This window comes from Cytophagaceae bacterium, assembly GCA_016722655.1.
Lineage (GTDB): Bacteria > Bacteroidota > Bacteroidia > Cytophagales > Spirosomataceae > Leadbetterella.
Genome location: JADKIR010000004.1, coordinates 1,871,276 through 1,894,894 on the forward strand (window position 1 = coordinate 1,871,276; position 23,619 = coordinate 1,894,894).

Here is a 23,619-nt window from a genome sequence, read left to right on the forward strand (position 1 = left end):
ATTAACACATTATCCTGATTATCTCCGCTTCTTGCTGCTACGTTTACCATCAGCTCGTCCAGGATTTTTAGAACGTCGGCTATTGGAGGTAGGATTAGTACTGGTTTTAAAACTGCTTCCCTCAACCGAAATGAGTTGTAAGTCCATACTTCGGCGTTCCAGGTCAGTAGCCAGGATTTTTACTTTTACTTTATTTCCAAAACCAATGATTTTGTTGCTTCTTTTCCCAACTACACGGTAATTGTCAGCATCATATTCATAAAAATCGTCGGTGAGGTCGGCCAATCTTACCATACCTTCACAGCCGGTGTCTTCTATTTCGGCAAATAATCCAAAGTCAGTTACACCGGTTACCACACCTTCAAAGACAGTTCCTGAAGGCATATAACTCATGTATTCCACTTGTTTATATTTAATGGATGCCCTTTCGGCCTCTGAGGCGAGCTTTTCCATGTCGGAGCTGTGCTTGCACCGGGATTCGAAATCATCTTCCGGTAGCGATGAGCCGCCATCGAGGTAATGCTGCAACATGCGGTGTGCCATCACATCGGGATATCTTCTGATAGGCGAAGTAAAATGGCTGTAATGATCAAAAGCCAATCCAAAATGCCCAAGGTTTGCAGTAGAATATCGAGCTTTGCTCATGGTTCTTACTGCAAGCGATTCCAGCACATTTTGCATGGGGGTTCCTTCAATTTTAAACATCAGAGCGTTCAAAGACTTTGACAATTGGGCGTTGGTATTGGTTTTTACTTCAAAACCCAGTTTTGTGGCAAACCTTGCAAAGGTGTCGATTTTAGTAGGATTTGGGGGCTCATGCACCCTGTAAACCATGGTAAAGGGCTCCGGAGCTTTGGTTTTTTGGTTGAGATTATATACATACATGGCCACACGTTTGTTGGCCAGCAGCATAAATTCTTCAATCAATTTATGAGCATCTTTTCTTACTTTTTGGTAAACACCAATTGGCCTGCCTTTTTCGTCAAGGGTAAATTTTACCTCATTGGTTTCGAAATTAAAAGCTCCTTTATTGAACCGCTCATTTCTTAGCACTTTGGCCATGCGGTTGAGATTATTGAGCACTTCAGTATATTTTTGGTCAATAGGGGCGTCAGGTTCCAATATTTCCTGGGCTTCTTCATACGAAAATCTCCGGTCAGAATGAATTATACTCCTGCCAAACCACTCCCTGAGGACCTCCGCATTTTCATTCACCTCAAATACAGCAGAGAAAACTAGTTTATCTTCATGAGGTCTCAAAGAGCACAGATTATTAGAAAGTTTTTCGGGCAACATCGGAATAGTACGGTCAACCAGATAAACAGATGTGGCCCTGCGGTATGCCTCTTCTTCAAGCCGGGTGCCTGGCTGCAGGTAATGTGACACGTCTGCGATATGTACTCCAACCTCAACATTGCCGTTATCAAGTTTTTTATAACTTATGGCATCATCAAAATCTTTGGCGTCGGCCGGGTCTATCGTGAAAGTAAGCGTATCTCTGAAGTCTTTTCTTTTCTTAATTTCGGCTGGGGTAATTACCTCACTTATGGCCTCGGCTTCATTGTGTACGTCGTCGGGGAATTTTACTGGCAATCCAAACTCAGCCATAATGGCGTTCATTTCGGCATCATTGTCGCCGGCTTGTCCTAAAATTTCTATTATTTTCCCGGAAGCCTGTATGCTGCCGTTGGGATAGGATTCTATCTCAACGATAACCAGATCGTTGGTCTTGGCTTCGTTTATTTTATCTTTTGAAACAAAAACATCTTCATGAAAACCTTTGTTGTCAGGTTTTACCAGTGCATAATTCGCAAAAACTTTTACTTTTCCTACTATCCGGTTTTTTCCTCTTTCCAGAATCTCAACCACCCTGCCTTCCGGATTTTTCCCACCTCTTCTTTTTCCGGTAATGACCACTTTTACGGTGTCGCCATCAAGGGCTCCATTGAGGTCGTCGGCGGGTACAAAAACATCCGATTCATTGTCATCATATCTAATGAAGGCAAATTTCGGATTTACAAAATCTACTTTTCCGGTAATATTTTCTACCTCAGAGTTTTTTTCAGAAAGGGCAAATCTTCCTCTGCCCACCTGTACCAGTTTTCCTTCATCTACCAGATCTTCGAGTATGAGTTTTACAAAAACTTTCTCGTCGTCATCATATACATCCAGATAATTGAAGAGGTCATTGAGGGTATAAATTCTGTCATTAAACTCTTTATAAAAGTTGTGAATCTGCTCTTTTTGCGAGGCAATGGCCCCTTTTTTCTTTCTTTTTGCCATGAAATCAGTAGAAAATAAAATTTAGAAATATAAATCTACCATATTTGTAGTTAAATTCTTCTTTGAGATAACAAATAAACCTATATGAAGTTTCGGAATTTCGTTAATTATTCTTATTTTTTCCTTGATAAATATACAAATTTCTGCACAAGATAACCGAAAAGTTTTTCATATCAGGAAATCAAACGAACCCATCAAACTGGACGGAAAATTAAATGAAGCAGTTTGGCAGGCAGCGGAAACAGTTAATAATTTTTTCCTGAATAAACCCTTTGACACTTCATTTGCAAAAAGTCAGACGGAGGTAAAAATGACTTTTGATGACAAGTTTTTGTATGTGGCTATGGTGGCTCAGCAGAAAAAAAGCGACTATACCATCAGCTCATTTAAAAGAGATTTTGAAAGCGGTACAAGTGATGTTTTTTCCATAAATATTGATGCTTTCAGTGACCAACTCAATGGAATGCAGTTTGGAGTTTCACCATTAAATGTTCAGCGTGAGGGTTTGATTTCTCTTGGAGAAGAAATTGACTATTCTTGGGATAATAAATGGTTTTCGGTGGTAAGCAACCACGAGGACCACTGGGTTTTGGAAGTGGCTATACCTTTCACTACACTCAGATACAAAGTAAGGCCATCCCAGAATATTTGGAGAATAAATTTCAGCAGGTTTTTTATGAAAACCAACGAAGTTTCCACCTGGACGCCTGTGCCGAGGAACTTCAGACCCAATAACCTTGCATTTACCGGTGAAATGATTTGGGATGATAATCCCCCTGAGCCCGGAGTGAATATTTCGCTTATTCCATACATTTCCGGAGGTTATGCAGTTGACTTTCCAAGAGGAGATAAGCTGGAAGAACTACCCCATGACAAATCTTCCACCAAAGGAATTGGCATGGATGCAAAGGTGGCCATTACCCCCTCTTTAAATCTTGATCTTACTATTAATCCTGATTTTTCGCAGGTGGAAGTAGATGCTCAACAAACCAATCTGAGTCGTTTTGAATTGTTTTTTCCAGAAAAAAGGCAATTTTTTATTGAAAACTCTGATCTATTTGACAAGTTTGGCTTCCCGGGTTCACGACCATTTTTTTCGAGGAGAATAGGCTTGACAGAAAATCCATTTACTCATTTGGTGGAGCAGGTACCTATTATTGCAGGTGCACGATTAAGCGGTAAAATAAATAAAGACTGGCGGGTAGGCTTGATGAATATGCAGACAGCCAAAGTAAGTAAGGGTGATAACCGGTATTTGCCTGCAACAAATTATTCGGTGGGTGTACTTCAAAGGCAACTTTGGACCCGCTCGTATATTGGGGTTATAGGTATCAATAAAGAGACTATTTTTGGAAATATCCCGGAAAGTTCTTTACAAGGTGTCAATAAATACAACCGGCTGCTGGGACTGGAATTTAATTATTATTCACCTGATAACCGCCTTGAAACAGAATCTTATTATCATCAGACATTCAGCCCGATAGGGGGAAAAGACGCCAGCACGATCAATCAATATATTGGTTATCATCATCCTCATCTAGATGTCAATTTGGGTGTAGCCCGTATTGGTAAGGACTTTCAGTCAGAAGTTGGTTATACTCCGAGAACCGGAGTTTATACAGTTTACAGGCCAATCACGATTATTTTGAATCCAAAAAATAAGAAAATTTCAAAATATATCAATGCCTATGGGATCGGAATGGAGGGCTCTGATGTATTCGACCTGAAGGGTAAAAGGCTTGATACCGAACAACCGGTGTTTTTGTTTTTGAATACGCCTGCTGAAGGTGAGCTTTCCGGAGGCTATTACATGGCCTATACCTATCTTTATGAACCTTTTGATCCCACCAATGCAAGTGAGAATCCTAATCCTGATTTTCAAACAGGGGTTGTTCCGGTGAGTACTGGAGGTTATAAAATGGGAAGTGTATTTATAAATGTAAAAAGCCCGCAAAAATATAATTTCAGCACCGAGTTTCTTTTGTATCATGGTACCTATTTTGGAGGAAAAAATACAGGGATTGAATCCAAGTTTTCCTATCGAATTCAGCCCTATGGCCGTGTATCTATGGATTTATACATGAACGACATTCATCTGCCCAAACCGCATAATTCAACAAGATATTGGTTGATCGGTCCTAAAGCCGAGGTTTCGTTTTCTAAAAGTTTGTTTTTGAATACTTATTTTCAGTATAATTCTCAAACCAACAATACAAATATCAACACCAGAATCCAGTGGAGATATAAGCCGGTAAGTGATATATTTTTGGTTTATACCGACAATTATTTTGCTGAAGAAATCCCGAGGTACAGGATTCAACCCTGGACTCCTAAGAACAGAGCTATTATTTTGAAAATGACATATTGGTTAAATCTTTAATAAAAAAAAACTATGTTTCAATATCTTGTAACAGGACACGATGGCGATGCAGAAGGGGCATTCGAGCATCGGATGGCAATCAGACCTCAGCATCTCGAATATGCCAAAAAACTAAAAGCCAACGGTAACCTGCTTATGGCCGGGGCTCATTTGACTGCCGATGAAAAAATGAATGGTTCAACAATGTTTTTGCAGTTTGAAACAGAATCCGGAATAGAGGAATATCTCAGTACTGAGCCTTATATCCAGAATGGAGTTTGGAAAGAACATAAAGTTACTCCGATCAGAGTTGCCAATTTGTAAATGGTGAATCAGGCAGAAATGTACATGAGGCGGGCTCTTGATCTGGCCGCTCTTGCTCGTGAGTGGGTGAGTCCCAACCCAATGGTGGGCTGTGTGATTGTACATAATGACCTGATTATTGGGGAAGGATTTCACCAAAAATATGGTGGTCCACATGCCGAAGTCAATGCCGTGGCTGATGTAAAAGACCAAAGTTTACTTTCAGAGAGCACAGTGTATGTAAGTCTGGAGCCTTGCAGCCATTTTGGGAAGACTCCCCCCTGTGCCGATTTGCTGGTAAATCTGAATGTAAAAAAAGTAGTTATCTGTAATCTTGATCCCAATCCGTTGGTAAGCGGGAGAGGGGTCAAGCGACTTAGAGAAGCAGGAATTGAAGTCGAAACCGGAATATTAGAAAAAGAAGGAGAGTGGCTCAACCGAAGGTTTTTTAAAGCCATGCGAGTGAAAAAGCCCTACATTATTATTAAATGGGCTGAAACTGCCGATGGTTTTGTAGCTGCAAAAGATGGCTCTCCGGTAAAAATATCAAATAGCGTTGTTGATTTTAATGTTCATCGCTGGCGGGCAGAAGAGGACGCAATTTTGGTTGGCTTTAATACGGTGAAAAACGATAACCCGCAATTGACTAATCGACTTTGGCCGGAAGGCAAAAACCCGGTCAGGGTGATTATTGATAAAGTTTTGGAGCTTTCCGGAGAAAATAAAATATTTGATGAGTCTGCACCAACCTTGATCCTTAACAGTTTAAAAAATCAAAAAGAAGGTCATCTGGAATATTTAAAAATTGAAGGTGATTTTCTTCAAAACGCCATGCTGGTACTGGCTCAAAAAGGAATTCACTCCGTTTTAGTTGAGGGTGGGCCTAAAACCATCAACTCATTTTTTGAAGCCGGGCTTTATGACGAAATAAGAGTAATAAAAAGTCATTTAATATTGAGTGAAGGTATCGCGGCTCCACATGTACCTGCCGGAATTCCCCTCCGAAATGAAGAAAAACTTCTGGATAATAAAATTTATTATTACAACTGAAAAAAAAAAAAAGACAGATTAGGACTTCCCAAAAAGTGGAATTTTTTTTGTAAATTTACGTTATGAAAATATATAGTAAAGGTACCCTCAGGAAGTTTTGGGATATGTATCCCGATGCTAGGCCTTCACTAGAAACCTGGTATTCAATTGTTGAAGCTACGAGTTTTAAGGAGCCTGGAGAAATAACCAGATTGTTTAAAAATGCTGATAGTCTAAAAAACAATAGAATAATTTTCAATATTTGTCGCAACAAGTACAGGTTAATTGTGAAATTTGAATTTCAGTTTCAGTCAGCTTATGTTAGGTTTATTGGAACTCATAAAGAATATGATAAAATAGTTGATATTCATAATGTTTAAAAAAATGATAAAGCAAAGCATTGATATTGAAAGTATTGTAATAAAGCCTATTGCAAATACAGAAGATTTTGAAAAGGCTAATGCAATCATAAATAATCTAATTGATTCTGATATGATTGAAGACAGCACTCAAAGACAAAAGGCCCTTGAAATTTTAGATGCAATTACAACACTTGCTGTTGAATATGAAAAAAAGCATTTTCCTATTCCTTCTCCAGACCCGGTTTCTGCGATTATCGAAAGAATGGAAATGTTAAATCTTTCACAAAAAGAAGTTGCAAAATATTTTGGTGGTGAAAACCGTGTTTCGGAGGTGTTAAACCGAAAGAGAAGGCTTAGCTTAAAAATGATAAGAGAAATACATAAGAATCTTGGAATATCGGCAGAGGTTTTAATAGCCTAAAAGTTTTATTTTTTTTAAGTTACTCTATCACATTCTGAGGCTTTCCTTCCTGAAACATCCTTATATTTTCAAAGACTATATCCATTAATCTATTTCGGGCCTCAATACTCGCCCAGGCTATGTGAGGTGATATTTTGCAGTTTTTCAGTCCAAGAAAAGGGTGATCCACTTGGGGTGGTTCTACAGTTAAAACATCGAGATAGGCTCCGGCAATGATTTCGTTTTCAAGTGCATTTTTTAAATCAGTTTCATTGATTAACCCTCCACGAGCAGTATTTAGGAGAATAGCTGTTTTTTTCATTTTTTCAAATGCCTCTATATTCATAAATTTCTCATTTTCTAGACTTAATGGACAATGTAAACTCACAAAATCTGATTTCTCCAACAGCGATTCAAGATTAGTTTGGGAAATTCCTTCTATATTTTCCAGCAATGGATTGGGCTTAAATACCAATATTTTCATTCCAAAGGCCAGTGCCAGCTGAGCTACTTTTTTGGCAATATTTCCAAAGCCAATAAGTCCTAATGTTTTACCTGAAAGCTCTGAAAAAGTAAAATCATAATAACAAAAATCTGGTTGTGAGGCCCATTTTTTAAGATTATCATGCTCCGGCAAACGATTGGTGAATTCAAGTATCATGGCAATTACATGTTGAGCCACTGCATTAGAACCATAATTCCGGGCATTGGTTACAATTATTCCTTTTTCTTTTGCGGCGGCTATATCTATCACATTATATCCGGTAGCGGTGACTCCAATAAATTTCAAATCAGGAAGTTGTTTCATTATTTCAGCCGAAATCACCACTTTATTGGTCAGGATAATCTCGGCATCTTTGGCTCTTTCCAAAACCTGCCCAGGTGTAGTGCGGTCATAATGTATAAAATCCCCCAATTGTTTGAATCTATCCAGATTTACTTCTTTCGGGTTTACTGTATAGGAGTCAAGAAAAACTATTTTCATTTTCTAAAATTTTTCCAAAGAAAACCAATATTTATCAATTCAAAACAATTCATCTTTTAATAAAACGCTGCTATCGGCAATTTTCCTTATTTTTGAGAAACATTCAAACCTTAAAAAAATGAAGTTCAAATTCCTTCTCTTTTTCCTGCTTTCTCAATATTCTTTTTCCCAAAAAACGCCTTTAAAACTGTGGTACAAACAACCTGCAGGCTATTTTGAAGAAGCATTGCCTATAGGAAATGGGATGCAGGGAGCTACTATTTTTGGAGGTACCGAGACCGATAAAATATTTCTAAATGACCTCACTTTGTGGTCGGGAGAACCGGTAAACGCCAATATGAATCCTGAAGCTTACAAATATTTGCCATTGGTAAGAGAAGCTTTGAAAAATGAAAATTACAAGGCTGCCGATTCATTAATCAGAAATATTCAGGGGAAATTCTCGGAATCTTATGCTCCTTTGGGAACGCTATATTTTGATTTCAAAAAAGGAAAAACCAATAATTATTACCGGGAACTATCTCTCGATGATGCCTTCGCCAGAGTAAATTATGAACAGGATGGTTCCAAAATCAGTCGGGAATATTTTTATTCAAATCCTGATAAAGCATTAATTATCAAGATAAAAAGTTCAGCCCCCGGAAAGTTGAATTTTGATCTCAGGTTTGAATCGCTTCTGAAATATTCGGTAAAACCCGAAAATAAGACCTTGGTTTTTGAAGGCAGAGCTCCCATTAAGGCCGATCCCAATTATGTGAATAACAACATAGACCCTGTAGTTTATGCTGAAAATCGGGGGACACGATTTTTTGGAAATATAACTTTAAAAAATAAAGGTGGAAAAATTGGAAAAACTGCTACCGCAATTTCGGTTCAAAATGCCACAGAGGTCGTTGTCATCGTGAGTATGGCAACCAGTTTCAATGGATTTGATATAGACCCATTTACACAAGGTAAAGATGAAAAAGCCATTGTAAAAAATCAATTAAGTGCCATGCAGTCAAAATCTTATGAAGTATTAAAGAATAGACATTTAGCAGATTACAAAAATTATTTTGACCGGGTAAAACTCGATTTGAACCCCGGAAAAATCGAAGACCTACCCACAGATGAAAGACTAAAAAAATATGCCACAGGTGCTGAAGACCGCTATCTGGAAACCTTATATTTCCAGTTTGGAAGATATTTGCTCATCAGTAGTTCCAGGACTTCGGGAGTACCAGCAAACCTGCAGGGCTTGTGGAATCCTTATGTGAGGCCACCGTGGAGCAGTAACTACACGATGAACATCAACGCCGAAGAAAACTATTGGCTGGCTGAAAATACCAATCTCTCTGAATTGCATGCCCCTTTTCTTTCATTTATTGAAAACCTCGAAAAAACCGGTCGAATCACTGCAAAAACCTTTTACGGAGCCAACGGTTGGGCTTGTCACCATAATTCCGATATTTGGGCCATGACCAATCCGGTGGGTAATTTTGGCAAAGGTGACCCAGTCTGGGCCAATTGGGCCATGGGAGGTACCTGGGCCAGTACGCATTTGTGGGAGCATTATCTTTTCACAAAAGACAAGCAATTTCTGAAAGAAAAAGCCTATCCACTCATGAAAGGTGCTGCTGAATTTTGTCTTTCGATGCTCGTAAAAGATCAGAACGACCAATACATTACTTCGCCTTCTACTTCGCCAGAAAACGTCTATATCACTGATAAAGGTTACAAAGGAGCCACACTTTATGGGGGTACCGCTGACATTGCGATGATAAAAGAGCTTTTTGTTGATTTGATAGGTGCAATAAACGTTTTGGAAAACGACTGGGATTTCAAAAATAAACTTGAAGAAGTGCTGGCCAATCTGCACCCTTATCAGGTGGGCAAAAAGGGGAATTTGCAGGAGTGGTATTATGATTGGGCCGACCCTGAGCCCCAGCATCGTCATCAGTCACATTTGTATGGAATGTTTCCGGGCTCACATCTCAATATGACCGAAACACCCGGTCTTGCCAAAGCTGTAAAAACTACTCTGGAAATCAAAGGTGATGAAACTACAGGCTGGTCAAAAGGTTGGAGAATAAACCTCTGGGCACGGCTCTGGGATGGCAACAGGGCATATAAAATGTACAGAGAGCTGCTTAAATATGTGGAGCCCGACGAAGTTAAAGTAAACTACCAAAGAGGTGGTGGCACCTATCCCAATCTTTTTGACGCACACCCACCTTTCCAGATCGATGGAAACTTTGGCGGAGCAGCCGCTGTGGCCGAAATGCTGCTTCAGAGTACTTCAGACAAGATAATTTTGCTGCCCGCTTTGCCTGATGCCTGGAAAACCGGATCGGTAAAAGGACTAAAAGCCCGCGGTGGATTTGAAGTAGATATGAGTTGGGAAGCAGGAAAGCTTAAAACTTTGACTATCAAAGGAAAACCAGGTGGTGAGACCGAGATAGTGTATAAAGATTATGTAAAAAATATTTCTTTGGAAAAGGATAAAATATTTGAAGCGAAGTTTTAAACCTTGGCGTATTTTTTGCGTCAAATGGTATAAACTCCCGATCCTATGAAGTCCTTCGGACCCATCAGTCATGAAAAATTTACGGGTACATTTGATGCAAAAGCCAGAAAACATTTACTGAGCAGAACTCTTTTTGGGGTTAGCCTGAAAGATGTACAGAAGTTTGAGAAATATAATCTGGATCAGGCCGTAAATGAATTGGTAAAAGTTGCCGCTACGCCCAATCCTCCGGTCAACCATTATGAATCATCAGTAAAAGATACCACTGGAGTGGCTTTGGGTCAAACCTGGGTCAACGCTCTTTATGGCGATGGAACGGTAAACAGTCGCCGCCAGCAATCACTCAAAGCCTGGTGGATATTGCAGATGCATTTTCAGACCACCTCCATTCACGAAAAAATGTGCTTGTTTTGGCACAACCATTTTGCGACCGAAATCAGCAGCTACGATGATGCCCGAATGGGCTATAAATATCTGAATACTATTAGAAAATTTGCTTTGGGCAATTTCAAAGATTTTGTTAAAGCGATTTCGCTTGACCCTGCCATGCTGGTTTATCTCAATGGGTATCATAATACTAAAACCGCTCCTGACGAAAACTATGCCCGGGAGCTTCAGGAATTATTTACGCTGGGCAAAGGCCCTAACTCAAAATATACCGAGGATGATGTAAAAAATGCAGCCAAAGTGTTGACGGGTTACAGAGTGAATCGTGATACGGTAACTTCATATTTTCAGGCGGACAGACACGATACTACGGATAAAAAGTTTTCTACATTTTTTGGAAATAAGACTATAACCGGCCGCACCGGTGATTCGGCTCAAAACGAACTTGACGACCTGCTCACTATGATATTTTCAGTCGAAGAAGTCAGTCTTTTTATAGTAAGAAAACTTTATATTTTCTTTTTTTACTACGAAATAACGGCGGAAATAGAGGAAAAATTCATTGTTCCAATCGCCAAAATATTCAGAGATAATAAATATGAGATAGCCCCCGTATTGAAAGCAATGTTTTCGAGTAAACATTTTTATGATAGCGAATTGCGGGGAGCTGTGATTAAAAGCCCGGTCGATCACATTTTGGGAGTTTTGCGGGTTTATGAACCTACCTGGCCGGTTTATGAGAATTATATTCTTGAATATTACTTGCTGGCTAATGACTTAGGTGGTGTAGCAGATAAAGGAGAACAGGTTTTAGGTAACCCACCCAGTGTGGCGGGCTGGCCTGCATATTATCAGTCACCGGTTTTTCATGAAATCTGGATCAACTCCACGACGTTGCCGCAAAGAACCAAAGCAAGCGATAATTTCATAGCCAAAGGTCTCAAACGAAATAACCAAACTTTGAGTTTTGACCCAATTGCCTTCATTTCAAAACTCAAGAATCCTTCAGATCCAAACGCTTTGATCGAGGAACTTACTACCTTGTTTTTTCAAATTGACTTTTCGGCAAAAACAAAATCAGATTTCAAAACTGATTTTTTGCTTGACAATCAAGCCTCAGATTATTATTGGACCGAAATATGGACCGCTGCCAAAGAAAAACCTACAAATACCAATATTAGTTTGGTTAATACCAGACTGAGAAAACTGCTCACATATTTGATGGATTTACCCGAATACCAACTGCATTAAACCATGAAAAGAAGAGATTTTATAAAAAACTCAATGACCGGTTTGATGGCTCCGGTTTTACTCGACAGACAAAATCTGTGGGGAATGGGTCGCCTCAGTGAGAGTCTTTTGGAAAACGATAAAGTACTGGTGGTGATACAGTTAAATGGAGGAAATGACGGACTGAATACCATTATTCCTGTCAACCAATATGCCAATTACCTCAATGCCAGGAAAAATATAGCGATTGCGGAAAACAAAGTTCTGAAAATTGGCCAAAGTGACCAAATCGGGCTCCATCCCTCTTTAAAAAACTTAACAGGTATGTTTGCCGAGGGGCAGGCCGGTATCATTCAGGATGTGGGCTATCCCAATCCCAACTATTCGCATTTCAGAGCAACCGATATCTGGAATACAGCATCTGATTCTAACGAAGTTTTGGAGAGTGGTTGGGCAGGACGGTATCTGGCAATGGAGCACCCCAATTTCCCGGAAGGCTATCCATCTGAAAAATATCCCGACCCGCTTGCGATTCAGATAGGCTCTGTGGTCTCTACAGCACTTCAGGGTCCAATTTTCAGCATGGGTATGTCTATTTCTGACACCGCAAATTTTTATAATCTCATTGACGATACAGTTGAACCAGCCCCCAACACCCTGGCTGGAAAAGAATTGAGTTTTATTCGTAAAATTTCGAGTCAAACCAATCAATATGCATCCACAATAAAAGCAGCTGCTCTAAAAGTAAGCCAGCAAAAAGAGTATCCCAATCTCAACCTTGCCAACCAGCTCAAAATAGTGGCCAGGCTCATTGCGGGTGGACTGAAAACCAAGATTTATTATGTAAAACTCAGTGGCTTTGATACGCATAGTACACAGGCGGTAGCCACCGACACCAGCACGGGCACGCATGCCAACCTTCTTGCTCAACTCGCCGACTCCATCAAGGCTTTTCAGGAAGACCTGAAGTTTTTGGGCGTTCAGGACAGGGTAATGGGCATGACTTATTCTGAATTTGGCCGCAGGATTAAATCCAATGCTAGTCTTGGAACCGATCATGGAGCAGCTGCACCTTTATTTTATTTTGGGGCAAAAGTCAATTCCAGATATTTTGGAAAACCTACCACCATATCTGCCACAGTTGGAAATAATGATAATATTCCGATGCAATATGACTTTAGGGCGGTTTACGCATCCATTTTTAAATATTGGTTTTGTGTCGATTCTTCCGAAATAAAAAATATTCTTTTTGATGAATTTGAAGCTCTGCCTATTACGCTGGGGGGCAATTGCGGAAACCTGCTTGCCAATGAACCAGAAAATGCAAAGGATTTTCTTAAAGCTTATCCAAATCCTTTTTCTGAGGAAATATTTTTCAAAATAAATGAAGAAAATCCACAAGGTAACTTACAGATTTATGACCTGAAAGGATTTGTAGTCATTCCGGAAATCGAGGTAATTCAAAAGGATTTTTCTCTAAATCTAAGCCATTTGCCAACAGGTATTTATTTTGCAAAATACCAAAATGTCGTGTCTCAGAAAACCGTTAGGCTTATCAAACGCTGAGTTTTCAGGTCAGTTTGTTTGAACTCAAAAACATAATTACCAACAAAATCACGAAAATCAGAGGGATCAAACTTACCCAAAGGGCAGTTGAATAATTGCCTCTCGAAAATAGAATCCATGAAATGATCTGGGTAATGATGATTGAAGCCGGAATTGCCAGAACAGTGAAAAACAAGGTCCAGGTGCGGGTAGTGGCTCCTGAGTCAAACAAAAATGGTGAAAATATGGCCATATACAAGGCCGGAAGTAAAGATATAGAGGCCAGAATGTTGACAATCAAAACTATTGACTTCATGGTTTATTTGGGTTTAATTTTTTGTAAAAATAGAAATTTTTTTCAATAGAATATTATCCAAAAAAAAGCTGGTAGAAATATCATTTTAGAAATCAATATTTTCCTCTGCCATTCATGCAACCATTTTAATCAGGAATCATCTTTGATAAAAACTTAAATATAAATTTATGAAAAAGTATAATCTACTGGTTTTGATGTGTTTTGCATTGACGCTTGTCTTTGCACAATCCAAAGATGAAAAACCGTTTTTGGTAAAAAACTTCAGCAATGAAAAGATCGAAAAACTACAGGTGAACACTTCTGGTGGCGGCATAAAAGTGGCCGGAACCGACTCAAAAGAAGCTCAGGTAAGAGTTTTTGTAAGAAAAAACAACAATTACTACGTGCAGGGAGATAAAGAAATTGAAGATGAACTTAACCGTTATATCATTGATGTGGGTTTTAGTGAAGGTACTATTGTTTGTTCGGCCAAACCACGTGAACCCAAGTCAGGAAGTTACAAGCTTTCTATAGGATTCGAAGTAGATGTACCTAAAAATATCGACACCGATCTTCATACATCGGGCGGAGGTATCACCATGAAAAACCTGAATGGTAACCTGAAATTCAAGACCTCGGGTGGTGGACTGAAACTGGCCGGCCTTTCAGGAAAAGTGGAAGGAAAAACATCTGGTGGCGGCATTGACCTGATTGACTCTGAAGGAAATATAAACCTAAACACCAGCGGTGGCGGCATCGATGCATCAAACAGCAAAGGGGATATTTATCTTAATACTTCGGGTGGCGGCATTGACCTCAAAAATCTGAAAGGAAATATTGTGGCTTACACAAGTGGTGGAGGCATAGACGTAGAAACTGTAAAAGGAAGCCTGGATGTAAAAACCTCGGGTGGTGGAATTGACCTCAATAATGTGGCGGGAGATATCAGTGCCAAGACTTCCGGAGGTGGTATCGATGCCAAAATCACAAAAATTGGCGAATTCTTGCATCTAAGCACCAGTGCGGGTAATATCAATGTGGATTTACCTTTCAATCAGGGCATGGATCTGGATCTTTCAGCCAGAAAAATCAAAAGTACCAAACTTGCCAAGGTTAGCAACAATCTGGAAAGTGGAAAAGTAAAAGGAAAAGTAAATGGCGGTGGAGCAGAAGTGAAAATCACCACTTCAGTTGGAAATATCATTATAGAATAACCCTCTAAACTGTAAAAGCCCCGGCTTCCTTTAGGATTCCGGGGCTTTGTTTTTATAGAAAAGAGATTTAAAACTTATCCGAAAAGACCTCGAAAATCCACAATAACCGGTACATGATCACTATACTGAGTCCAATCCTGAAAAGTACCTATTTCAACATGGTCCAGATACTCAATTATCGACTGAGATACAAAGCAATAATCTAAATGGTACGGCTTATCAAGATGCCTGTACATATATAAAGTGGGGTGTGATTCTTTTCCTTGTTCTTGTTTATGAAAATAATGATAAGTGCTATGGATGTTTTTATCCGACAGCCAATTAACTACAGTGGTATGGTTACCCTCTCTTTTGGGTCTGTCCCAAATCGTATTACTATTAAAATCGCCGGCAAGCACTACATTTTTTTTGAAAAACAAGTCGTTATAATGTTGTATCGCTTTCCATATCTGCGTTACGTACGGCCCGTCTTTGTCTTCAGGATTATTTGCCCAAATGGCCAATAGCACAAATTCGAAACTACTATTGCTAACCTGAAGTGGCAGAATATTCTTAAAATCAGTATTATAACATTCCAGCAATGTGAATTTATTTTCGCTATAAGAAAAAACGCCTAATCCCTTATTTGGATTTTTTCCTATCCAATAAATATCGTTAGGAATAGGTATTCCTGTTTTAAATTTCAGTTTTTCGGGATGTTCACATTCCGGAACTATCAATATATCAGGATTATAGCTTAGGATATGCCTTGCTTTTTTCCTGAATGCCATATTGCAATTCCATGTGATGATCTTCATTATTTTTGCAAAAAAAACCGTGGTCTTCAGCTAGAATGCCACGGTTTTAAAGTTTAGAAATGTATTATCAAGGCATCAGTTTTCCGACCATACCCATCAGATTGCCAAGTTGAGGCTTCAGAGCAGTTTCTGCAGCTTTTGCCGCCATTCCACCGCCATCGAGTTTGGATGTGCTTCCGGAGATATTTCCTATCAGTGAAGTAAATCCGCTGCTTTCTTTTTCACCAAAAAGTGAAGCTCCAGCCTTCATCATATTCAGGTTACCGGCTAATCCGGCACCTTTGCCTAACAGTGAACCGCCACCCAGCATCTTGCTCAATCTGTTGGCACCAACAAGCATTTTTATGGTCTGAATCAATTTCTGAATGATGCCTCCTTTGGCAGTACCTCCGGTTACCATCGGTATAATATTTTTGATATTTCCTACCTGACCGAGCAATTGTTTTTTAAACTGCCCTTCACCATCATTGGCTTCTTTTTCGACTGCAGCAGTGAGACTGGTAAGGTTAGTTGTTAGTTCGGTTTTATCTGAATCGTCGTTGAGCTGGTCAAATCTTCCAAGAACTTCGTCTATTGACTGAGCATTTACTGCCGAAAAAACAAATAATGAAAGAATAATGCAGATGATTTTTTTCATGATTAAAATTGATTTTTATGTAAAAATAACGAAAAATCAACCCGAAAAATGATTTGGTTGATTTCATTTATTAGACTCTCTTTGCCTTTTAAAGACACATAAAGCATAAAAATAAAGAGACGCTTTTTGCATCTCTTTCCTTTTGCCTATCTTTTTCTTTTTGAGGTTTCTTAGTTTCAAATTAGGATGGTTTCAAAAAGTAAATGCTATAAATTATTGGCAAGCCAATTTTTGAAACTATTTATTAGGGTGATGCCAAAATCCTTTTCAATTTTACTGCCGTCAAATACTGTATGACCAGATTCAATTTTTAAATCATTTTCAGGCCAATCAGTAAAAGAAACACTTGAGCCATATTTTTCAGCAATCATAGTAGCTACTTCATATAATGAAAAAGTTTCGCCCTTAATATTATAAATTTGATTAATTGATTTTTCATTATTTAAAGATGAAATTATTTGGTTACAAATGTCTTCTACATGCGTAAAAGTTCTTTTTAAAGCTCCATCACCGTAAAGTCTGATAGGCTTAAGTTGTTTTGCTTCCTTTAAAAAGAAACCAATTGTTCCGTAAGAGTATCCATCTTTTATTTGAGTACCGTAAGGAATACATACTCTAAAAACGGTATAGGGGATACCATACAGATTGCTGTAAACTGTCAGTATTGACTCACATGCAAGTTTGTTTACGGCATAAATTGTTTTTGTTTCTTTTTCTCCATCTTCAGCAATAGGGGAGTCGGCACCTTTATATACAAGCCGGGTTGATGGAAAGATAATTTTTGGTTTATTTTCCAGACTTTTTATCTGTTCCAAAATATTCAACAGACCAATTTCATTGATAGAAACAAAATCCTCATAATTATGAATACTTACCATGGTGCCGGTTTTTCCGGAGAAAATAAAAATATAGTCCTGGTTCCAATCTAATTCCACAAGGGAGCTCTTTTCAGTTACATCAATACTTTTATAATTTTCGAGCCCATCAATTGAATCTTCTTTAATATCAACAGGCAAGACATCAATATTTTGTCCTTTTAAAAAGTGAACCAGATGTCTGCCCAAATAACCATTGGCTCCGAAAACAATGGCTTTTTTAGTATTATGGATGTTAGTTGACATTTTTATTTTTTAATACTTCTTTAACAATATAGTTGGGTCTGTTTTTAGTATTTTCGAATATTTTACCAACATACATACCTAAAATTCCCAAAATAATAATTACAATTCCAAATAAAAACCAGATAGATAAAAATACTGATAGCCATCCACTTACTTCTTTTCCGTTGGATACGTAATTATAAACCAGAAAAATTGCAAAGAAAAAAGTAAGCAATACAAGAGAAAATCCGAATTTTAGAATTAACCTCAATGGTTTATCAGAAAAAGCAATGATGGTTGTAAGAGCCAGTCTTATTCTTTTTTTAAATGTATAAGATGACTTTACATCGTCCTTTCTTTGAGCGTGTTGAATAGGTACCGTTACAGTATCGAATCCAACCCATTTATTGATCATTGGATAATATCTGTGATAATCACCCAATTGTGCCATAGCATCTACTGCACTTTTTTTGTATAAAATAAAATTGGCAACTGAACTATCTTGTTGGGTTTCTGTAAGGTACCCAAGTAAGTTATTGAAAATTTTTGACCCTAATTTTTTTATGAAATCATCCTGACGTTGTACTCTGCTGGCAAAAACAATGTCTTTTCCTTTTGATGCGGGCAAATATAATTCTTTAATTCTTTCCGGCTCATCTTGCAGATCGCAATCGAGGGTTACGATATAATCTCCGGTTGCATAATCCAAACCGGCATTAATTGCATTCTGTTGGCCAAAATTCTTACTCAGGTTGATTCCAGTAACTTTTTGGTCATTTTTTATTATTTCCTGAATAATTTCCCAGCTATTGTCCGGGCTGTGATCATTTACAAGGACAATTTCATAATTATCAGTAATTTCTGATACAGATTTATGGATTCTGGCAACAAGTTCTATTAATAAACTGGAGGCTCCATATACCGGACTTACAATCGAAAATTTCGGCTTGGTTTCCATTTTATCCAATGTTTTTTATCTGTTCTAAAGTTTGACTTTGAAGCATTATTTGTTTGTAATGTTTCTCTTTTATTTTGTCAGAAAATATTACTTCGTAAAATTCTTTTAATGCATTTACGAAATGATCCTCAGGTTCTACCATAATTTCTTCAGTCTCTCCCTGATTCTCAATGATTAGTTTCGGGCTGAAGTCTTTTCGGGGAGTAAAGGCCCTTTCTGCAGTAATTTTTCCGGTCTGACCTATAATTTCGTATCGGCTCTGATAAAAGTTATCAAAGCCAAAAGCTAAAGATGCTCCAACTTTGGTTTCAGGATCTACCAAATATGCACTGCCAAAAATATTGGTTCCTATGTTTTTGTCAATAAAAAGTGAGGCGGCTTTTAGTTGAAAATTTTCACCCATCATAAAATGACACGCACGAACTGTATAGCCAGCAGCATCAAGAAGGGCTCCTCCGCCTACTATATCGTCATATCTGAAATTGCCATGGTCTAAAGGAGGAAAACAAAAAGTGGCCGAGAAATTTCTGATGGCACCAATGCGGTTACTTTTTATTAAATCAAAAACTATTTGATGTTGTTTGTGGTACTGAAACATAAAGCCTTCCATTACGGCAAGATTTTTCTCTTTTGCCAGCTCCATCATCTCGCACGCTTCACTATAGTTGGAGGCGAAAGATTTTTCGGCATATACGTGTTTCCCCGAATCAAGAGCTTTAATTATCCATTCCCGATGCAATCCGGTTGGAAGTGGTACATAAAGTGCCTCAATTTCTGAAGAATCAATGAGCTCCTGGTAGCTGCCAAAATATCCGCAATTAAATTCCAAAGCGACGGTTTTAGCTTTTTCCAGATTACGGCTCGCTACATATACCAACTCAAAAAATTCCGGCAATTCCAAAATAGCAGGAATAACTGATCTGCGAGCAATATTGGCACATCCAAGTACTCCAATTTTTATTTTTTTGTTCATTTTTAAAACGAAATGGCAGAAATCAGGCTTCTGGCAGCAATATTTAAATAATTGTTAAACTTTATGAATGTAAGTATCTGGTTTAATGTCATCCAGCAATAGTTTTCCGGTACATCTAGGGGAAAATCTTCTTTTACTTCTACTATCATATTAAGGTTTTGTTCCTTATAAAATCTTCCCCCTTCCTCACTTTGGTAAGTTGACATCCATATCTGGTCTGGCGAAGCTTCCAAAACATCATTAATGAAAGGCACAGAATATTCGTTCTTGCCGGTGCGGTAATTTCCTGTAAGACATTGAACTGTAGGAGCAAGTTCCACAATGTCAAAATTTCCTGCCTCAAATTTTGCCTGGACCAAAAAATGATATATGCCGTTGATTTCTTTTACAAGGAAAGCAATGATACCTTCCTGGGCTGGTTTAATCATTGGTTGATCCCAGCTTAATACCTCCCTGTTACCAATTTCGACATTTACGCCTATTACAGTGAAATATTTCTTGTCTTTATGCATTATTGACATTCCATCATAAGCCCAATCCTGCACATTTTTAAGAGGGATATTTTTTATCTCAAGGAAATACTTAATTTTTAGCAAAGTAATCCAGGAAATTATTTGGTCTAAATTTTTATAACTTACATCTCTGATTAATACTGAATTTAGTAAAATTTCATTTACATCTTTATTGCTAAGGCTCGAGAAAAATTTTAAAGTATTGGCATCATATGACCCGTAAGGAATTCCCGAAATTACGGTTCGGGTATCCATATTTATTATATTGTTATGTTGTATAAGTCCTTTAATCTGTCCTAATGTAAGCCAAACAAAATTTTCCGGAATTTCTATCTCTTCTTCAATTTCAATTATTATGTTACGATTTCTTTTTTTCAGGAATCTTGCACCCTGTTCAGATTGGAGCTGATCAAGTAGTGTGATAACTTTTTTGGTGCCATTAAAGTATTCCAAAAACAGAGGGGCATTTCCTTTATGAGCTTTGGTATAATTGCTTTTAGTGGCTTGTAAAGTTGGTGACAACTGGACAATATTCAAATTTCCGGGCTCTATTTTTGCCTGCAATAAAAAATGCAGGACACCATTTATTTTTTTGGTTAAAATTCCCAGAAAACCGATTTCGGGTTGATTTATGATTGGTTGTTGCCAGCGGTCTATTTTACCCCAATTTGTATTAATTTCAATACCCTCAATTGAAAAAAACTTCCCTGTATCATGAACAAGATTACCACTTTCAATATCAAAATGCCATAACTTAAGTTTGTCAAGTGGGATTTGATTTAGACTGTATTTTGTTTCGGCATTTTTTTCTTTTAACCAATCCAAAACTTTGGCCGAAGGCATTATTTCTGAATCTTTCGTGAGAGCAGATTTGAAGAAATCGATTTCGGTTTGTTTTATAGATTTTGACATATTGAGAAGATCTGAAATATTTCTTTTGACCTATTTTGAGATTGATTTTTTTAAAATAATACAACCGACAAAATTAAGAATTATTTTTTACTTTAGATATAAGTGTTGACTACATGTAACGGCACATTACCTATTTAATCCAATATAACGGTGCCATAAAGTTCATTTCGGATTATTATATTTACTTTTTACGGTAATATTGCTAAAAGGAAGTACCTCAGTGGGGCTAATCAAAGACATTTTGTATGGTTCTCTTTTCATACCTGCAAGAGAAAAAGTAAAACTAGTTCTATTTTGAAAAAAGTCCCCATTTATTGCGGAAACGATAAAATCGGAAATCGGTTTTTTAGAAAGATAAGGATAGAAAATCCATTTGTCTCCGGAATTATTTTCAAGTAGTAAGAATGTATTTTTTACGTCAACACTTTGAGGTAGTTCATTTATGGAAACCTTCATTATGTCAGATTTAAATAGTGTGTCATTTTCATATGGATTGTTATTTTTTTGAATAGAAATTTCTGAAATAATATTATTTTTATTGTAGTCAAAATTCTCTTTATATAAATATTCGAATTCCGGTGACTTTTCTAGCGTATATTTTTTTTTATCTATTAATTTTTGAATGGAAACCGAGCTTGACCTATACTTGTCATTTTCCTCAACATATTGATTATGAATAAAATTGAACCTATTAGATTCTCCCATATTTCTTAAAAAATACAAATTGGAAATTCCGGTTCTGATTTGAATAATATAAAAAACCAAAAAGGCTGATAAAACCACAAAACCAGCAATTTTTGATTTTAAACGGTTATTTGAAAATTTTAAGACTGCTATATAAACACACCCAAAAGAAAGATAGGAAAACATCAGATACCATGAAACATTCATAATCTCTGAAATCGATTTCTCCTGATACCTTTGAACAGTAACTGCAAAAACACTTAAAATCAAAAATAATAATACAAGGCCCAACCACTTTTCTGTATCATTGCCCTTCTTGAATAGAAAATTCCTGAAAAACAAGTAAATAGTCACTCCGACAAATATGATTCCCATGCCTGAAGCCATCAGGATTTTAAGCGATTCGTTGTCCGATATAATCGAAAATGCTCCAACCTCAGAAAAAAATATTTTCAGAAAATAAAATGGGTTGTACAATATTGAAATTAAACTTCCTGAAATTGGTTTGAAATTACTTGTATAAGTGAATTTAAAAAACAAAAAGTAATGAAAAGTAAAGATTGCTATGAACCCAATTAGTAATTTGAAGTTACGAATAAATACCGAGAATAAAATTGCCAGAACTAATGCAATGAACCCATTCGCAGTACCAAATGGAATCAAGAAAAAAATCAAAAAATTTAATATATAGGATTGAGGCCTTTTGATTAACAAATGAAAAAGCAAGAGGGTAAAAAAGAAGGTTGACAAAAAGTAGTTAGCCGTACCCCAAAAAATTATGTAATGGTTTAGTGTAAAGATACTTAAGAAAACCGGTATTGTAAAGTAGGATGGAAAATGCAATGTTTTGAAATAGCTGTAAAACAACTGTGTTATTCCAAAAACAAAAACAAGTGAATTTAAGTAAAAATACCTGATATTAATTGTTCCAAATAATTTGAAATTGATTAGAAAGATGATACGCTGAATAAGAGGAAGGCTCTCACTTTCTTTAGTAAATAGATAATGCCACAATCCCTCTTTATAGTAATAATTAATTATTTCCTGGGCATAGAACCTGTTTTCGTCCATTACATGAAATGTGGATTTAAACCTGGTAATAACTATTGCATAAAACACTAAAATAAGTAAATAGAATGTGGAATTGAATCTGTCAAATTTAAAATAAAAAGTACTATTCATTCTCCGGAAAATGGGAATTGATTGTGAATAATTTAAAAACGATTAAAATTGTTAAACTTAGTTTAACAAAATTTAAATATCTGTAAACATACTGACAAAAAAGATTTTCAACAAGCAAACAGAATATTTGAAACTTACTTTTTTCAAAAAAATACAAAAACCTAACACAAAATGACGCCTTGCAAAATTTGATTTGAAAGGCGTCATTTTATTGATAATTGTAAAGGGCTGATAATATGTAGTTTGTCAGAAAAATAGTTCCAGTTAAAAAAAATATCTAATTTGTAGCCACTTACCTCACATCTCAACTATTCTCCTCGGCTTTTCACCGGCAGCAAACAAAGGGTATTGATCAAAAATACTTCTCACTACACTTCGGTAATAATTTACAGGCTTATTTACTTTCTTATTGAAAACCCCCGAAGCATATCCTCTCCATATCAATCGACTGCTACGTGCATCCAACAAGGATACGAGAATCATTCCGCCCCCAAAATTATAATTCTGGACTTTATATACATCCTCATTCTCGTATTTATTCACCCATCTGTCTAAAGAAGGCTGAAAATACCCCTTATATCCAACCCTTTCCTTGATAATACTGTAGCTTACCAACAAGCCCGGATCTTCGTCTTGCATTTTATATCCACGAGCCTTCATTTGCCGCCTTATCGCATCCTGTATTTCGGTACAAATGTCGTTTGTATCAATTTCACAATTCAGAAAATTGTAAGATGAATAAGTAGTAAAATCTGTATCATAGCTATAATCGTTGTCAACGAGCAGCTTAGCTGTATTACAGCTCAACATAGTCATGGCAGTCGCCACGGCGAGTAATAGGTATTTCTTCATTAGGGTATAAATATTTTAAAATTTCAGTAAATACGCAATACTTTAGTTTTCAGTTGCTTATTTCAACAAATTTTAATAATTTTTTTTAACCCACCTATCATTACCCAAAAATAT

20 protein-coding genes are annotated in these 23,619 nt (G+C 37.2%); 9 read left to right on the top strand and 11 right to left on the bottom strand.

From position 1 onward, the window contains the following. Positions 1–18 precede the first annotated feature (18 nt). Positions 19–2,283, bottom strand: a complete 2,265-nt coding sequence (gene rnr, locus IPP61_08605) for a ribonuclease R (protein MBL0325224.1) — start codon at positions 2,281–2,283, stop codon at positions 19–21. Between the two features lie 124 nt (positions 2,284–2,407). Between rnr and IPP61_08610 the strand changes: the two genes are divergently transcribed. The 5 genes from IPP61_08610 (at position 2,408) to IPP61_08630 (ending at position 6,757) form a co-directional block, all read left to right on the top strand. After that, positions 2,408–4,663: a carbohydrate binding family 9 domain-containing protein gene (locus IPP61_08610; GenBank protein ID MBL0325225.1), complete on the top strand. Its 2,256-nt coding sequence runs from the start codon at positions 2,408–2,410 to the stop codon at positions 4,661–4,663. 12 nt (positions 4,664–4,675) lie between these two features. After that, a complete protein-coding gene (locus tag IPP61_08615) occupies positions 4,676–4,966 on the top strand; it encodes a hypothetical protein (GenBank protein ID MBL0325226.1) in 291 nt (96 codons plus the stop codon). 24 nt (positions 4,967–4,990) lie between these two features. Continuing rightward, a complete protein-coding gene (ribD, locus tag IPP61_08620) occupies positions 4,991–5,995 on the top strand; it encodes a bifunctional diaminohydroxyphosphoribosylaminopyrimidine deaminase/5-amino-6-(5-phosphoribosylamino)uracil reductase RibD (protein MBL0325227.1) in 1,005 nt (334 codons plus the stop codon). A gap of 62 nt (positions 5,996–6,057) precedes the next feature. Further along, positions 6,058–6,354, top strand: coding sequence for a type II toxin-antitoxin system HigB family toxin (locus IPP61_08625; protein MBL0325228.1), 297 nt, complete (start codon positions 6,058–6,060; stop codon positions 6,352–6,354). Between the two features lie 4 nt (positions 6,355–6,358). Continuing rightward, positions 6,359–6,757 carry a helix-turn-helix domain-containing protein gene (locus tag IPP61_08630; GenBank protein ID MBL0325229.1) on the top strand — a complete coding sequence of 133 codons (399 nt, stop codon included), beginning with the start codon at positions 6,359–6,361 and terminating at the stop codon, positions 6,755–6,757. Positions 6,758–6,776: 19 nt separating this feature from the next. On the opposite strand, the gene IPP61_08635 is transcribed toward IPP61_08630, so the two are convergent. After that, positions 6,777–7,721, bottom strand: a complete 945-nt coding sequence (locus tag IPP61_08635; GenBank protein ID MBL0325230.1) for a D-2-hydroxyacid dehydrogenase — start codon at positions 7,719–7,721, stop codon at positions 6,777–6,779. Positions 7,722–7,839: 118 nt separating this feature from the next. On the opposite strand from IPP61_08635, the gene IPP61_08640 reads away from it, so the two are divergent. From IPP61_08640 to IPP61_08650, 3 genes are read left to right on the top strand one after another with little or no spacing between them, the layout of a single operon-like run. Then, entirely contained in the window at positions 7,840–10,227 is a 2,388-nt protein-coding gene (locus IPP61_08640) for a glycoside hydrolase family 95 protein (GenBank protein ID MBL0325231.1), read from the top strand. A 45-nt stretch (positions 10,228–10,272) separates the two neighbouring features. Continuing rightward, entirely contained in the window at positions 10,273–11,865 is a 1,593-nt protein-coding gene (locus IPP61_08645; GenBank protein MBL0325232.1) for a DUF1800 domain-containing protein, read from the top strand. A gap of 3 nt (positions 11,866–11,868) precedes the next feature. Next, positions 11,869–13,410, top strand: coding sequence for a DUF1501 domain-containing protein (locus tag IPP61_08650; GenBank protein ID MBL0325233.1), 1,542 nt, complete (start codon positions 11,869–11,871; stop codon positions 13,408–13,410). A 4-nt stretch (positions 13,411–13,414) separates the two neighbouring features. Here IPP61_08650 and IPP61_08655 read toward each other — a convergent pair whose 3' ends face one another. Continuing rightward, positions 13,415–13,705: a hypothetical protein gene (locus IPP61_08655; protein ID MBL0325234.1), complete on the bottom strand. Its 291-nt coding sequence runs from the start codon at positions 13,703–13,705 to the stop codon at positions 13,415–13,417. Between the two features lie 167 nt (positions 13,706–13,872). Here IPP61_08655 and IPP61_08660 point away from each other — a divergent pair, with 167 nt between their 5' ends. Next, positions 13,873–14,898 (top strand): DUF4097 family beta strand repeat protein, encoded by a 1,026-nt coding sequence (locus tag IPP61_08660; protein ID MBL0325235.1) that lies wholly within the window; start codon positions 13,873–13,875, stop codon positions 14,896–14,898. 74 nt (positions 14,899–14,972) lie between these two features. Here the strand turns inward: IPP61_08660 and IPP61_08665 are convergent, their stop codons facing one another. From IPP61_08665 to IPP61_08700, 8 genes are all read right to left on the bottom strand, one after another. After that, entirely contained in the window at positions 14,973–15,695 is a 723-nt protein-coding gene (locus IPP61_08665) for an endonuclease/exonuclease/phosphatase family protein (protein MBL0325236.1), read from the bottom strand. A 67-nt stretch (positions 15,696–15,762) separates the two neighbouring features. Then, on the bottom strand, positions 15,763–16,332 hold the full coding sequence (locus IPP61_08670; GenBank protein ID MBL0325237.1) for a hypothetical protein: 570 nt from the start codon (positions 16,330–16,332) through the stop codon (positions 15,763–15,765). Between the two features lie 206 nt (positions 16,333–16,538). Further along, positions 16,539–17,453, bottom strand: coding sequence for an NAD(P)-dependent oxidoreductase (locus IPP61_08675; GenBank protein MBL0325238.1), 915 nt, complete (start codon positions 17,451–17,453; stop codon positions 16,539–16,541). Then, positions 17,443–18,390, bottom strand: a complete 948-nt coding sequence (locus IPP61_08680) for a glycosyltransferase (GenBank protein MBL0325239.1) — start codon at positions 18,388–18,390, stop codon at positions 17,443–17,445. The genes IPP61_08675 and IPP61_08680 overlap by 11 nt, the downstream gene beginning before the upstream one ends. 1 nt (position 18,391) lies before the next feature. Next, positions 18,392–19,363 (bottom strand): Gfo/Idh/MocA family oxidoreductase, encoded by a 972-nt coding sequence (locus IPP61_08685; GenBank protein MBL0325240.1) that lies wholly within the window; start codon positions 19,361–19,363, stop codon positions 18,392–18,394. Positions 19,364–19,365: 2 nt separating this feature from the next. Further along, the gene (locus IPP61_08690) at positions 19,366–20,787 is read right to left on the bottom strand and encodes an NDP-hexose 2,3-dehydratase family protein (protein ID MBL0325241.1); all 1,422 of its coding nucleotides are present in this window, start codon (positions 20,785–20,787) and stop codon (positions 19,366–19,368) included. A 162-nt stretch (positions 20,788–20,949) separates the two neighbouring features. Continuing rightward, on the bottom strand, positions 20,950–22,011 hold the full coding sequence (locus IPP61_08695) for a hypothetical protein (protein MBL0325242.1): 1,062 nt from the start codon (positions 22,009–22,011) through the stop codon (positions 20,950–20,952). A 939-nt stretch (positions 22,012–22,950) separates the two neighbouring features. Further along, the gene (locus tag IPP61_08700; protein ID MBL0325243.1) at positions 22,951–23,505 is read right to left on the bottom strand and encodes a DUF4136 domain-containing protein; all 555 of its coding nucleotides are present in this window, start codon (positions 23,503–23,505) and stop codon (positions 22,951–22,953) included. Positions 23,506–23,619: the final 114 nt, after the last annotated feature.